General features: G+C 38.6%; 16 protein-coding genes and 4 pseudogenes. 4 read left to right on the top strand and 16 right to left on the bottom strand.

All coding sequences use genetic code 11. The annotated features are described in order from the left end of the window. Positions 1-56: 56 nt before the first annotated feature. The 5 genes and pseudogenes from FLK20_RS05600 to FLK20_RS05580 all read right to left on the bottom strand — a co-directional run. A pseudogene (locus FLK20_RS05600) lies at positions 57-491 on the bottom strand (flavin reductase family protein); the annotation flags it as partial. Between the two features lie 52 nt (positions 492-543). Beyond that, complete coding sequence (gene ltrA, locus FLK20_RS05595; RefSeq protein ID WP_152655569.1) at positions 544-1,806, bottom strand: group II intron reverse transcriptase/maturase; 1,263 nt, start codon at positions 1,804-1,806, stop codon at positions 544-546. 545 nt (positions 1,807-2,351) lie between these two features. Beyond that, positions 2,352-2,522, bottom strand: a pseudogene (locus FLK20_RS05590) (flavin reductase family protein); the annotation flags it as partial. 33 nt (positions 2,523-2,555) lie between these two features. After that, positions 2,556-3,494 carry a ring-cleaving dioxygenase gene (locus tag FLK20_RS05585; RefSeq protein WP_152655568.1) on the bottom strand — a complete coding sequence of 313 codons (939 nt, stop codon included), beginning with the start codon at positions 3,492-3,494 and terminating at the stop codon, positions 2,556-2,558. A gap of 207 nt (positions 3,495-3,701) precedes the next feature. Next, entirely contained in the window at positions 3,702-4,157 is a 456-nt protein-coding gene (locus FLK20_RS05580; RefSeq protein WP_305080929.1) for a MarR family winged helix-turn-helix transcriptional regulator, read from the bottom strand. A 291-nt stretch (positions 4,158-4,448) separates the two neighbouring features. Here FLK20_RS05580 and FLK20_RS05575 point away from each other — a divergent pair, with 291 nt between their 5' ends. Next, complete coding sequence (locus FLK20_RS05575; RefSeq protein WP_152655567.1) at positions 4,449-4,688, top strand: DNA alkylation repair protein; 240 nt, start codon at positions 4,449-4,451, stop codon at positions 4,686-4,688. 24 nt (positions 4,689-4,712) lie between these two features. Beyond that, on the top strand, positions 4,713-4,865 hold the full coding sequence (locus FLK20_RS05570; protein WP_152655566.1) for a small acid-soluble spore protein P: 153 nt from the start codon (positions 4,713-4,715) through the stop codon (positions 4,863-4,865). A 143-nt stretch (positions 4,866-5,008) separates the two neighbouring features. On the opposite strand, the pseudogene FLK20_RS05565 reads toward FLK20_RS05570, so the two are convergent. The 5 genes and pseudogenes from FLK20_RS05565 to FLK20_RS05545 form a co-directional block, all read right to left on the bottom strand. Then, a pseudogene (locus FLK20_RS05565) lies at positions 5,009-5,212 on the bottom strand (dihydrofolate reductase family protein); the annotation flags it as partial. A gap of 207 nt (positions 5,213-5,419) precedes the next feature. Then, entirely contained in the window at positions 5,420-6,244 is an 825-nt protein-coding gene (locus tag FLK20_RS05560; protein WP_227994859.1) for a nucleotidyltransferase domain-containing protein, read from the bottom strand. 21 nt (positions 6,245-6,265) lie between these two features. Further along, entirely contained in the window at positions 6,266-6,958 is a 693-nt protein-coding gene (locus FLK20_RS05555) for a DUF6612 family protein (protein ID WP_152655564.1), read from the bottom strand. 2 nt (positions 6,959-6,960) lie between these two features. Continuing rightward, positions 6,961-7,833 carry a DUF6612 family protein gene (locus FLK20_RS05550; protein ID WP_152655563.1) on the bottom strand — a complete coding sequence of 291 codons (873 nt, stop codon included), beginning with the start codon at positions 7,831-7,833 and terminating at the stop codon, positions 6,961-6,963. A gap of 30 nt (positions 7,834-7,863) precedes the next feature. Beyond that, the gene (locus FLK20_RS05545; protein WP_152655562.1) at positions 7,864-8,304 is read right to left on the bottom strand and encodes a hypothetical protein; all 441 of its coding nucleotides are present in this window, start codon (positions 8,302-8,304) and stop codon (positions 7,864-7,866) included. A 273-nt stretch (positions 8,305-8,577) separates the two neighbouring features. Here FLK20_RS05545 and FLK20_RS05540 point away from each other — a divergent pair, with 273 nt between their 5' ends. Together FLK20_RS05540 and FLK20_RS05535 are read left to right on the top strand one after the other, a co-directional pair. Beyond that, positions 8,578-8,829: a Rossmann-fold NAD(P)-binding domain-containing protein gene (locus FLK20_RS05540; protein ID WP_152655561.1), complete on the top strand. Its 252-nt coding sequence runs from the start codon at positions 8,578-8,580 to the stop codon at positions 8,827-8,829. Between the two features lie 161 nt (positions 8,830-8,990). Continuing rightward, the gene (locus FLK20_RS05535; protein WP_152655560.1) at positions 8,991-9,548 is read left to right on the top strand and encodes a cupin domain-containing protein; all 558 of its coding nucleotides are present in this window, start codon (positions 8,991-8,993) and stop codon (positions 9,546-9,548) included. Between the two features lie 112 nt (positions 9,549-9,660). On the opposite strand, the pseudogene FLK20_RS21845 reads toward FLK20_RS05535, so the two are convergent. From FLK20_RS21845 to FLK20_RS05510, 6 genes and pseudogenes are all read right to left on the bottom strand, one after another. Continuing rightward, a pseudogene (locus FLK20_RS21845) lies at positions 9,661-9,880 on the bottom strand (IS5/IS1182 family transposase); the annotation flags it as partial. 26 nt (positions 9,881-9,906) lie between these two features. After that, positions 9,907-10,413, bottom strand: a complete 507-nt coding sequence (locus FLK20_RS05530) for a hypothetical protein (RefSeq protein ID WP_152655559.1) — start codon at positions 10,411-10,413, stop codon at positions 9,907-9,909. 68 nt (positions 10,414-10,481) lie between these two features. After that, the gene (locus tag FLK20_RS05525) at positions 10,482-10,946 is read right to left on the bottom strand and encodes a hypothetical protein (RefSeq protein WP_152655558.1); all 465 of its coding nucleotides are present in this window, start codon (positions 10,944-10,946) and stop codon (positions 10,482-10,484) included. Positions 10,947-11,166: 220 nt separating this feature from the next. Further along, a complete protein-coding gene (locus FLK20_RS05520; protein ID WP_152655557.1) occupies positions 11,167-11,868 on the bottom strand; it encodes an EcsC family protein in 702 nt (233 codons plus the stop codon). A gap of 536 nt (positions 11,869-12,404) precedes the next feature. Further along, complete coding sequence (locus tag FLK20_RS05515) at positions 12,405-12,821, bottom strand: ester cyclase (RefSeq protein ID WP_152655556.1); 417 nt, start codon at positions 12,819-12,821, stop codon at positions 12,405-12,407. 314 nt (positions 12,822-13,135) lie between these two features. Beyond that, positions 13,136-13,741: a response regulator transcription factor gene (locus tag FLK20_RS05510; protein ID WP_152655555.1), complete on the bottom strand. Its 606-nt coding sequence runs from the start codon at positions 13,739-13,741 to the stop codon at positions 13,136-13,138. Positions 13,742-13,756: the final 15 nt, after the last annotated feature.

Genomic DNA, 13,756 nt, shown 5'->3' with positions numbered 1-13,756 from the left:
CGCATTATTAACCATTGCGGTAATAGGATGGGTCCCTGCACTTTTCAGCAACCTGCTCACCGCCTTTTAAATACACATCGCTTTGCATAATTAGCACCAGCCAGCCGGCTTACTGCAGCCAATCCCTTTGCATCCACCCTGCCACTTTCATAAATGGCATCATCGATATGAAACTGAACAACTTTTCCAATAATCAAGTCACAGCCGGGTACGTCACCAGTACCCCCTAATTCGAGAGACCGCTCCAGCGTGCATTCTAATCGTACCTTTGCTTCACAAATCCCCGGAACAGAAACCTTCTTACTATTTGCCGGTGTCAGCTTTGCCAGTTCCACTTCACTCTCATCTGGAGAAAGTGTTGCAGCTGTTTGATTAATTTTATCTACATTTTGTTCATCAACCATATGAACGACAAAGTCCTCGTTCTTCAGGATGTTTCTTGCTGTATCCTTTTGCTCTCCTCCAGAACGCTGTAATGATAAAGAAGTAAGTAGACCAAGGGAACCTCCCCCTTAGTCCCTCTCAGAACCGTACGTGAACCTCTCAGCTCATACGGCTCCCATTATTCATCGCCGGTCGTATTCCATATTTCCAATGCACAAACAGCTTGCTTTCTCGCTGTGCAATCGCTCCTAGCCAATGTTCTGCTCTTCTTCGATGTTCTCGCTTTTTGTATTTTCTACGAACCCATTTTACTAAGCATCCATTGATATATCGCAATACACTATACATCTCTGATTTATAGAAATGTCCATAATAATTAATCCATCCTTGGATTTTCCTATTAATCATGTTCGAAATATCCTGCAGTGTTTTATCCACTTTGAGTTGTAATCGCCAACTCCTTACCTCTTTCCGAATTGCTTTCTTCGCCTTATCCGAAATAGCTGGCAAGAAGTTTGTGAAGAATTTTCCATATCTGTTCTTTGCATGTCTTGGTCGAAAAGTATACCCCAAGAAATCAAATGAAATGTTGGGATAGTCCAGCTGCCTGTCTTCATCTTTACAGTAGACAATTTTCGTTTTCTCCAAGTTCAGTTCTAGCCCTAGTAATTTAAACCTCTCTTCCAGTTTTCGCTGAAGATATTTGGCTTGTTTCAGTGATACACAGTGGGCTATGCCATCATCTGCATATCTTGCCCAAGGAATATTCGGAAATTCCCTTGCCATAAAGTCATCAAACGTATAATGAAGGAATAGATTCGCAAGAACCGGGCTGATTACTCCTCCTTGCGGAGTACCAGAGGTTCGTTCCACTAGCTTGCCATCTTCCATTTGAAAAGGTGTTGTTAGCCACCTTTGTATATATAAGACAACCCAGTCTTGATTAGTATGTCGTTTTACCATTTCTATGAGGTAGTCATGCCGGATATGGTCAAATAACCCCTTAATGTCGAACTCTAATACCCAATCTTTTCTCCAACATCTTTTCCTTGTGACCTCTATGGCTTGTATTGCCGACTTATTTGGTCGATACCCATAGGAATCTTCATAGAACAGTTTTTCTACAGTTGGTTCAAAGTATAATTTCGCAACCATCTGCGCCACTCTATCTTCGACTGTGGGAATTCCGAGTGTTCTTGTTCCCCCATTTTTCTTGGGAATAGCGACTGCTTTTACTGGTTTTGGAAAATAACTTCCGGAGGACATACGGTTCCATAGTTTGTACAGATTGTCTTTCAAATCTCGTTCAAAACTTTCAATGGATTGTTCATCTATTCCATATGTTCCTCGATTCGCTTTTACGCGCTCAAACGCCATCATTACTGCATTCTTTGAAATACGAAACGGTTTTGTTTCTTGCATAAGTTCCTCCTCCTTTCAAAGTTGACTTATCCTTGAAACAGAATAATTCGGGTTCTTCGCTCCACTTCCATTACAGAAGCTTCTTCACTACTACAACCCAATCTGCCCCTATGACTGCATCGGTACTCTTTTCTTGTGGGTCTTCCACTTGAAATACTCCCTTCACATCAGCCCGTAGGTTCCCACGTTCCGTACAAACGCCTGTGTTATGTTCATGCCACCTCTATGCCGCCCACCACTTAGACAGTAAACAGGTTTCCTCTAAGCTCATCCCAGATTAACGACTACCCCCTGGTTTTGATGGAGTCTCTACGCTTTCGACATTTCCGTAAGTGGTTTACATGCTCGTTCATCTCCATAACACACACTTGACAGTTCCTGACTGCCTTTTCCTTAACGCTCAATACCATAGCTTTTGACTACAGCACCTTAAGGTAGTTTGAAATCTCCACCTGTATGGCGATTTCGACGGGCCTACCGTCATCATTTGCACAGCACAGCTGCTTTGAGTAGTCTCGCTACTCACGCACACTTTCGTGGCGCACAATCATCGGCGGATTGGATGATACAATATTGAAGTAGCTGAATGGAGCGCCGTTTAACGTTCCCGCTTCAGATAGCGTCGTAACAAAAGCAATCGGCCTTGGAATAATACTCCCGGTCAGGAATTTATAATTTTCTCTCTCTGTCATCGAATCCGGAGTAATAGATATCATCGCCGTCAGCCCCCTTTTAATGCGTGTTACAAGTTAATCTAACTCTCTTACCTGAATCGGAATCAACGTACGCTCCAGCTGTTCTCTGTGCTGTTCATATTGGACAGGCAACTTCAATTCACTTCCCATCGTCTCTTCTGACTCATCGTGTGCAAATCCTGGTGGATCTGTCGCGATTTCAAATAGAATTTCACCATGCTCCTTAAAATAGATCGCATTAAAATAATTTCTATCCTTTACCGGAGTTACGCTATAACCATGTTCGCCAACATACTGCTGCCATTCTAGTTGGTCTTTATCATCATCTGCTCTCCATGCAATATGATGGACTGTGCCGACTCCCATTTGCCCCCTGCCAGTTGGCTTTGTTTTTAAATCAATCACATTTCCAATGTCAGCTGTAGAACGGAAACGAATAAGATCCCCTTCTTGACCTATTTTTTCAAGACCCATCACATGTTCTAATAAGTCAGCTGTCTTTTCCGGCTGTGCAGAAAATAACGTCGCTCCTCCAAACCCTTTAATTGCCACTTCTGAAGTAACAGCTCCAAAAGTCCAGGTATTGTCGTCTCCTTCTTTCCGTTCAACAAGTTCTAAATGTAGTCCATGCGGATCATCAAATGTGATGTACGATTCACCAAAGCTCTCTGTTTTCTCAAAAGGAATTTCAAATTTCTCTAAACGCTGCTCCCAAAATCCAAGTGCACCTTCTGGAATAACATAAGAAGTTACCCCTGCCTGACCATCACCGATTTTTCCTGAATATGCATTCGCCCATGGGAAGAAGGTGATAATGGTTCCTGGTTTACCACCTTCATTACCAAAATAGAGGTGATATGTCCCTGGGTCATCGAAGTTTACTGTTTGCTTCACTAAACGTAATCCTAAAATACCAGCATAAAAGTCAAGATTTTCCTGCGGATGACCAACAATTGCAGTGATATGATGAATGCCGCTTGTTCTTTTTGTCATGTTCTGTTCTCCCCTTTTTAGGTCTTGTACTTCTTTAATATGAGGGATGTGATTCAATAGGCTAACAGCACTTGTTGTCTCACCCAGTTAACTTCTGTCATTTGATTAAGTACACATCTCTAGTTTATCCAGCTTCAAATGAATCAGCCTAATTTCATTTAATTGAAATTCATATATTACTAATTCGAGATAATTGTTTAAAAAAATTTATAATCCTTGTGCGTAGTAACCCAGCTTTTTCAGCTGCTCAATCAACTGCTGCTTTTCATCTCCATCTAAACCGGCGCATATTTCATTAATCGCCGTCCGGTGCTTCGGAAAAATGTTATCCATTAAACCTCTTCCCTCAGCAGTAATCGCTGCAAAAGTAACACGCCGATCATTGGGGCAAGGTTTTCTCTCTAATAATTTTTTCTTCTCCAGTTTGTCAACCACATACGTAATACTGCTGCTGGCAATCAAGACTTTTTCACCAATTTTTTGAATTGGCTGTTCTCCTTTATTGTAGACAAGTTCGAGAACGGCAAATTCAGTCGGATTCAACCCTTTTGATTTAATATCCTCTTCTGCTCGCTTTTTCAGAGACTCCAAGGCCCGGGTTAAAACAATAAACAGTTTTAAAGACAACACTTCTTCCTGATGGTCGTTCATCGGATTGCCCATAAAAATCCTTCTTTCTAAATTATCTCAAATTCATTTATTTTTAATTCAATATAAATTATATGATGTCTATTTTCATTTGTCAACAGGTTATAAAAAATATTTTTAATTAAAGATAATTTTATCTGCTATGCTTTCGTTTCCTGATTTTCTTCTAACCTCACCATGCTGTCATCAATGATGCAACACATATGCAGGGCATACTTCAAAACTCCGTATAATTTAACAGGAATCAGAGAAAATAAAACCAATACGCAGGAAAACAATTATCAAATAAATCGGAGGAGTTTTGTTATGAATCAGTCTTACCAATGTCCCAGATGCAAAACAAACCGTTCCCGCTTTAATATCATTGAACAAGTTGCAAAGCCGGTAAAATTGGATGCTCATACCGGGGAAGTGTTAAATGATTATACGCATGAACCATTGGAAGTCTTTCATATTGCCTATAATGGACCTGACAAGAGAATACAGTGCGGGGCATGCGGTTTAATTGAGGATGAAAATACGTTTATAAACACGAAAGCACAATAACCACACTATAACGGAGGATTGAAGATGACTAAAAACAGAAAAGGACCAAAACAACAGGAACAGCCTGATTTACCTCAAAGTCCGAAGCAGCCTTATGGTGAGCCCTTGGCAGGATCTCATAAAGTTAAGAATAAAAACCATTCCAGACAAAAGCATAATGCATCGCATGATATGTAGTGTCATAAACGTTTACCCATTAGAAAAACTCAGCAAAGCTCGTCTTTTTAGCGAATCGGCAGTTTTTCTTATACTTTCCTATCGTGAAATAAAAGCTTCATTCATGACGAACGAAGCTTTTTCTAATAAATAAAATGCCATGATTATTTTAAAATATCATATTTAATATGAACTACAGCTGTTCCTTCTATTACCTTGGTTGATTTCAATTGGATACTTTCTTCTCCAATATGATCGAATAAGCGTACACCTTTCCCTAATAGCACAGGAGCAATATGCAAATTAAGTCCATCCAGCAGACCACGTTCCAGACATTGCTGGGCAACACTGGCTGTTCCAACACTTACATCTTTCGTACCAGCTGCTTCCTTCGCCTGCTATAAATCCGTCTAATGACATCGAGATATTCAGAATCACTTTACTCATTTCAAAATCTCCTTGGCTGTCATTTTATCAAGTACAAACAGGCTATATTTCTTCTCATTTGCTGCATTGTTTATAAATAGGATTAAAGCAGCGGCTTCATCTATGCAGTCCGGATATTCCGTTTCCATTCAACGAAACATGCCAGCTTCCTTCTCAAAATTCCTGCAAGCCCAGCCTCCTTCCTTTTGCAGCAGCGTATATGCAGAATCGCGATCCAATGGATGTTCTTCTATCCAGCTTAACAAGGTATCGACAACCGTATTTTTTTCAGGAAAGTAGCGCGTAAACACTTCAGATTGCTCATGCAGGCGCGTCGTCCAAATCTGTGAGCGCACCATTACCATCGAATAATATGTCCGGATAAGCTTGCGGGCAAACCCTTGTGAAAGAGCTTTAAAATCTTTATCAGAAGCTGCTTTCATCCTTTGTAAAGCCCTATTGCAGACCTCACAAATATCACCATTAAAAGAAATCGGTATCTCCGGTGTCAGTTTGTATGGACCAAATTTTCCCCCTGCATCCTCTCCATATACACAAACACAGATTTCCTTTAAAAATGCATTTTCATAGTAATTAGAGGGGTTGAAGGTATCATTATAATCTGCAACAGCTATCCCGACATCACGAACCAGTGATTGATATTTTCGAGTTAGTTCACCAGCAAGTTTCTTTAATTTAGCCAACTCAGCAGAACTTAATTTACTGTGAAACATAGCCACAATATCTAAATCCGATTTCACAAGAACAGCTTCTCCTCTCGGCACACTGCCGTAAAGATAGACACTATGCAATTGCTTTTGGAACAAATCCCCAAGACAATCAACGGTTTCCTCTATACATGGCAAATATCTTGAATCCACTTTATCCATGCTCACATCACTTACGATAAACCCGTCAGAATCTAAACCATATCCAGATTTCAACATGACACCTTCCAGCTCCTCCCACATCATTCCTTTTCTCCGATCATACTTTCACTCTTTTTCTATTCCATCAGGGACTTCAATTTCAGAAAGTCCATTTATATTGTTATATTGAAGCTCATGCGTAATGATAACGTGTTCTCCATCCTCATAACGCATCATTAATTCCAGATTAACATGATCAAGCAATAAGGTGCTTTCGTTCATTTGAAACTGGGCAGCAATATCATCTATATCCGTATAAACCTCCGAATCAAAGCCCCATTCATCTAAAAATGCGGCAGCTTCTCCTTCAGAAGCCTGGTAGGAAAATGTATAAAAATCCTTTGCCTCCTCAAATGCAGTCTCTTCTTTTTGCGCAATAAATTCTAATGTTTGGGCAATTGTCGGGTAGTCTATAAAAAATATGGCATGCATTTCTTCAACGGGGATTCCACTGTTTCTCCACTCCCCTTCCTGTGTTTTTTCATAAACATTTTCATGATCATAATACATTTCTACAGGGTCTGCATCATACCGTTCCGCTAAATCAATACCGATGGAGCCCTGATTATTTTCCATATCTATTTCCATTGAGTATATGTCTTCCATCTCATCTCCTTGGACACTCGATACAATTTCTAATTCGTAGTTATGGACTTCACCTATATTTTCCATTGTCTCTTCAACGACTTCCTCTTCCGATAAGCTGCCGCATCCTGCCATCATTAGCATAGTTAAAAGTAAAAGAATTCGTTTGCCCAACTTTATTCCTCCTCTCCTTCACCATTTTCCACTGACATTTCAACACGCCAGGGAATCCTCAAATCTCCGTCTTCAAAAATATTCGCTCCTACATGCGTAAAGATAGTCTCCTCCACCTGAACAACCTCTCCCTCAACATCCAGCGTGCCGTTCATCGTTGTATAGATATCGATTGGATGGTTCGTATCTTTATCGATGGTTAAATTAAAATAAAATTCATCGACATCAGCAAGCTGATCGGATTCATCCATATTGCGATTATTCATTAGTTCATGATAGATATTGGAGCCCCCTCTCAAGGACAATTCATAAAAATCGATGTTATGTTCATCTTCTTCATACTCATCGACACTTACTAAAGCAAGGACTAATTCATCTGTGTATTCCAATAAAGCATCATAATTTACAAATAAAAATGCTTCATTCTCTTCTTCTATGCCTGCAAGGATTTCTTCATGCTCCTCTCCAGTGAATTTCTGCCAGTGTGGCTCCTCATCATTTGGATTCGCTGATAAATAAGTTGCATCCTCATTCAGATGCATTCTTAATTCCATGCTTTGGTTAAACGAGTTCACTTCACTATCTATACGGGCTGCAAGAGGTTCAAGTATTAAATCATAAGTAGCAGAAACCTCACTTTCTTCAATGACTTTCTCTTCTCCTGTGATAATCTGCGATACGCTTGCTCTTACGCTCACACTGTTAATTTCATCCTCAGCAGCTTGAAATTCCTTCAATAGATCCGCCTTTTCCTCCGCATCATCAAAGTATGTTGCCTCAGAATCCTGTTCCGGCTCTTGTTCCTCGGACTCGGATGAACAAGCAGCAATAACTGTAAGCAATAATAAAAGAAAAAAAGAATAGAATAATTTCATAGACTTCGCCTCCTGTTGATTTGAATAGCTTTATTCTTCATGCCCCTGTTCCTTAAAAATTTTGATTACTGTACCCATACCTAAAGAAACAGCATAAAAGCACGCTCCTCCAATCAGGCTTGGCACGATAATGATTCGCCCATCCAAGTCAATTCCTATAAGCAGAGCAAATAGTACACCTGCTAATAAACCTGCAAAAATATACAGTGCTGGATGAAGAAGATAAGCAAATGCCCGGTACCGAAAATTTATACTCCTCATTATGCTTTCAATTAAGATGGAGGCAGGAATTCCTCCAATTATAAAAATAAAGATAGAAACCATAAAAACAAGTTGAAAAATACCTTCAAAATCTGGAGCCTCTGGGTAACCTTCCTGTGGCGGCTGGTAATAAATTACAGCCATCATAATACCAAGCATAAAGGCAGATAAAACAGCTTCGACCAGCTTTCTTAGTATCCGTTTAATCATTGTTTCACTCCATTCGTTTAAATACTTGATACAGCTTTATTTCATTATGTGTGAAATATTCTTTTTTCTGATAGTATAGAGATAACAGTTTGAAATCGTTCTCAACAATTATGCTGATTGCTGATATATGCCATACAGTGCTCATGTTACATCATTATCCAAATACTTTTTAGTGATAATAGTCATTTTCTTCATAAAAAATTTACAGGACTTTTATCACTTTGTTAGAATATCCGGGTTCTCATAAAGTTTCTATCTTAGCAGAAGGAGCTAATGCCCCTCATCTCAACGGAAGCTCAAGGGAGAATGATTATACCAGACGTCCTTGCTGATGCCAGCGGAGTAATTGTCTCCTGCTTACAATGGAAGCATACGCAGGGTGTACACAAATTTACAGAGGAAGAGATCATTTCTGACATGTCCAAAAAATTGACAACAACATTCCAAGATGTATATGATACCTGCTTCTTTTCTAATAGGCATACGATGAGGTATATCTATTATTTATCAGCTTGGACAGGATAACTAGTTTACTACATTAACATGGGAAGCTTTAGTAAATATGCATAACAACGATATATGTGCTAGTAACTATTTTTAATATTAAGTTTTTATTCGAATGTCGGATGTGTCTGTCATATTTTTCTCATATTTAAATCCAGATGACCAAAGACAGGAGGAAAAAAATGCGTGAAAAGCTTAAAGCTGGAGAAACTGTTGAACTTGGCAAGGAACTTGTCCATCCTGATGGAAGAACGGTTACTTTTCTGCAGGAAGGACAGGATGAAGACGGGGAATATATTACATTGAGGCATCGTATGACACAGCAAGGAGCAGTTAATGGGGCGCATTATCACCCTTTGCTGAAAGAAACGTTTAAAATGATAGAAGGAAAAATGCGCTTTTTAGTGGATGGAGAGGAAATAACGCTTGAGGCTGGAGAGGAAATAACCATTCACCCCAATCAAGTTCATCAATTTTGGAATGTTAGCCAAGGAAACCTGGAGGTTGTCCACGAGATCCGGCCACCTGGACTTCATTGGAAAATGTTTGTCCTGATGCACAAATTAGAGTGCGAAGGTAAATTAACGAAAAATGGAATACCAAGAAATCCACTCTGGCTCGGAATTGCTTGGAAATGTATTGATGGTTATCTGGATGGCCCACCCAGGTTCATCCAGAAAATAATTCTTGGAGGATTGGCTACATTAGCGGAAAATCTTGGTTATAAAATAGAAAGTTGATATCAATAACACTATGAGCAGCACATAGAATTTTCCCTATTTTTGGGCAGGTCCATTGTCCTCCGCCCAAAAACAGGTCGCATCAATGCAATAACTTCATCAGGAACAAGCAGCTTCTGATGGCGTCAGACACAAGAAAACCACAGTTTAATTTAAAGATACAGTCATTGTTCAGACGTTTGATTAAGTCTTTGATGGTTAGAATACGCTTGATATATAGAATAAAAAAGAAATAATCATCCCGGCACCATTCCATTCAACAGGCACTCCAAGCCGGGATGATTATTTATCACATGATAAATACGATCCAGATCAATAGCTGAAATAATGGCCTTCTCTTTCTTAATTAATAAACCCTCTATTGATTTACTTTTTTAAAGAGAATCGATAATCCTGTCTCTGGATCATGCTCACTTAACCGTTCTGCAACAAAAACAACTTCATAATTACCTTCTGAATAGGAATGGATATCATCCAGAAGCTTTCTTTCCAACTCTATTTCAAAATTATTAACAAAGTCTCCCGGGGTTAAGCCAAATGCTCTGGCAGCTGCAACACTGGCTTTATACCCCTCTCCTTCTAACTGTTCATACGGTTCTGATGATTCTATTCTTACGGTATATCCAGATAGTTTTTTTCCATCTTCATAATTAGCCTCGATTGTATACCCTTCTGATTTATATAATGTTTGCCATCTATTTCTGTCTCCTCCCTCTATCTCTCCAAAGTTGTCAGGATTTAATACATCAATACCTTCGTTTTTTACAACTTCATTAAAATCAGAGGCGAAGCTTTTTATTTCTCCAGAACTGCAACCAACTAAAAATAAAAGCATAACAAACCATAAAAATAAGATTTTTTTCAAATTAAAACCCCTTTATTTACATGACTCAAGCAACTTTTACTACACTTTTTACTTCAAAGCTATGAGCATTAGTTATCTGGAATCTCATCATCAATACGATCAATCTCATCTGCTTTAATCACAGGTCCAAATGTCTGATGATTGGTCCCCTCAAATGTTCCCGTGACAGTAATAAAATCTCCCTCATTCCATTCACTAAAATCATCCGTATTATTAACGAGTACAATATACTCCGGTGCTTCTTCTGTTTCCACCATAAATAAATTACTATCTTCAAAAGCAACATTCTCAAATTTTATATCTTCCTGTTCAGAAATTCTGCTCGCTAAAATATCGGGGGCATCCTCCGTTTTACTTTTTATTTCTCCTTCAAGCATAACAGTCGAGCCTGGTAGAATAATATCATTCTCATCCAATTCACCTGGTTCAGTGAAGTCATAGTTCAGTTTTTCAAAATCTGCTTCAACTGCATTACTATTACTGCATGCACCAAGTACAAAAATCATAACAAGAAACAATAGATTCTTCTTCATTTTCTGCCTCCTTGTAAAATGTATAGGATTTTTTATAGGACTACCTTTGCCCTCGAATATGAAATATCAGAAAGCAAATTGTTTGTCCGAGCAACAATAGAAATAACAAAATAATATGAGGTTCAGAAACAATTAGTAAACTAAGAACAATCAAGATAGAAAGATAGTCGATTTGACACGGACTCCTGCTAGCATTATTCACTCGTCAGTCAGCCTGTATTTATAGATAACGCATTCTATACGCATTCATTGCCGTTTCTCCAAGGGTATCCATCAGATTATGATTGGCATATGCACCTATGATTGCACCGAATCCCGGAATAAGCTGCAGCATTTTAATCAAATCAATATAATCGCGATACTCCTGCTGGAAAACACGCCAATCCATATCAACCAGCTTCCCCTTCTCCCGCTCCCAATTTTCGATTAGATAAAACGTATCCTTCCGTTTTTCATCGCTGGAAAAAGCAAGCTGGAAAACATGGAGAATAAATAGCCGTTCTTCATATTCACTCGCATCATAGCCATAAACTGCTGCCAATTCAAATAAAAACTTCATCTTGATCGACAATAATAGCGGAAAATCTGCAAGTCCTAGGAAAATGCCTCCTGCACCTGTTCCAGCCCCTTCAATGACTGCTGTTTTACGGTAGGAAATGAGCTTTTCTTTAGCCATTTCATCCCTTTCATACAAGGAAAGTTCTGTTGGTTTTGGTTTCTTTGTTGTCATATTGGACCCGACCAGCGTAGCCTTCACCATATTTTTAATGCTGTCTGTAATGATTTGATGCGCCTTCTCAGGAATCATGCTGTTTATTTTCTTCTGTGCTTTTTTTGATAACTGATTAAAAAGACTGGATTTTTTCAAAACTTTATTACGCCAATCCAAAAGCTCTTTATACACGATTGTTTCATATTCCATATTTAAAACCTGCCTTCATTTGCTGTACTTTATTATACGATTTTGTCCGTAAATAGATTCAGCTATGGTTTGAATAAAGCTTTTTATCTATCCTTTTCATTCCATGTTTACCAAGAAGTAAGGATAGTCACGACAAGCTTTTTCAATGTCAATTTAATGATTTTCATCATTGTTCGCCCCTGACTCATTAAACATTTTATACAACTTTATTTAGGGTTGCATAAATTCTTTCATTTTCCGACAACATACCTCCAGTATTGTTGAAGGCAATTTTAAAAATAATTCCGGTAACTGCAACTATTTCGTATAGTGATATTAGAGATCAGTAGGTCCACGACACAATTTCGCCCGAATGTTTTTACAAGATCTTTCGCCTCAACAGCAAGTTCTGTTGTTCCATCCAGATTATTCTTCATTCGTGTATGACTTCCTTTTTTGTACCTTTCAACACAGCGAATGAATTATAATTATATTCATTCGCTGTGTTGAACTATAAAAAATGAATTAATCCAATGATTCATTTTCATTGTGTACGACTAAAATAATTCTAACTGATTCATAAAATCAATAACATCAGAAGAAACCCAATAATCCTTGATTTTGCCACTTTCAATATAGAAGATATCGGTACCATCAAAGGACACCAGCTTTCCTTTTTCAGCCTTAGCTCCCTCCATTTCACCATTATAAATACCTTTAAAATTCCAGCGTGCGGAGACATAATTCCCATCTTCAATAGGTTCTACTACAAGTGACATTTCTATATTATTAAAATATTCTTTAGCTGATTCAACAACATCTTTCAACGCTTGTATCCCTTTTATACTTTTCGAATCTTTGCCATCTGTTCTTGCTTGATGAACGATACAATTTTCATCTGTAATGTCATTAAGAAATAATATATCTCTATTCCAGGCATCCATCCAAATTTTATAAATTTCTTTTCCACTCATAAAACAAATTCCTCCTTCGTTTTTATAGTAGATTTGTGAAACCTTTATTAAAGTTTAATTCTGTTTTAATAGCCTTCAAATTTAATTATTAATCATTTTATACTATGTTGGAATATGAATTTTCTTTAAGAGGATGTTTAAAAAGTATTCAAATGATAAATGGGGAACGCTTTAGTTAATGTGCTTTTCCATTGAGGTCGGGACTGCATTTACTCACCCTGTCAAAACCACTGGTTCAGCATTTTAAAAAAAAGATGGTTAAGTTTCCATTTTCTCTTAATAGAGAAAAAACAGGAATACAGCAGCAAGTCTTTCTACGTCCTCCGCCAATAATATAACGCCAGCTGCGTCCTATCACGAACCTCCAGCTTATCCAAAATAATGGAAATCACATTACGCACCGTTCCTTCACTGACGAACAGCTGGCTGGCAATTTCTTTATTGGAGCAGCCTTGTGCGACAAGCTTTAAAATATCCTGTTCACGTGCTGTTAAGCTGTCAAGTCCCTCTTTTTCCGGCTGTGTCAGCCGCAATAATACATCTGCCGTCAGTACAGAGCTTCCAGAAATCAGTGCCCGTAATTGCTGCGCCATGTCTTCAACTGGGGCAGATTTAAGCAAATACCCTTCAGCTCCGGCTAAAAGTGCCAGCCTGATATTTTGTTCATCCTCAAAGGTTGTCAGCATCATTACTCGTACCTCAGGCCAGCGCTTTTTAATTTCACGTGTTGCTTGAATACCATCCATTTCCGGCATTTGTATATCCATAAGAACAGCATCCGGCATCGCGTCTTCACAAGCTTTAACCGCTTCTGCGCCGTTATTAGCCGTTCCCACAACTTGAATATCCTCTTCGCGGGAAAACAGCAATTGAAGACTTTCATACACCATCGAATCATCATCTACAATGATTATCTTCACTTTAAAGACCTCTTT

Origin of the sequence: Oceanobacillus sp. CFH 90083, assembly GCF_009389585.1 — a bacterium.
Taxonomy (GTDB): Bacteria; Bacillota; Bacilli; order Bacillales; family Amphibacillaceae; genus Oceanobacillus.
This window is presented reverse-complemented; position numbering and strand designations above follow the sequence as displayed.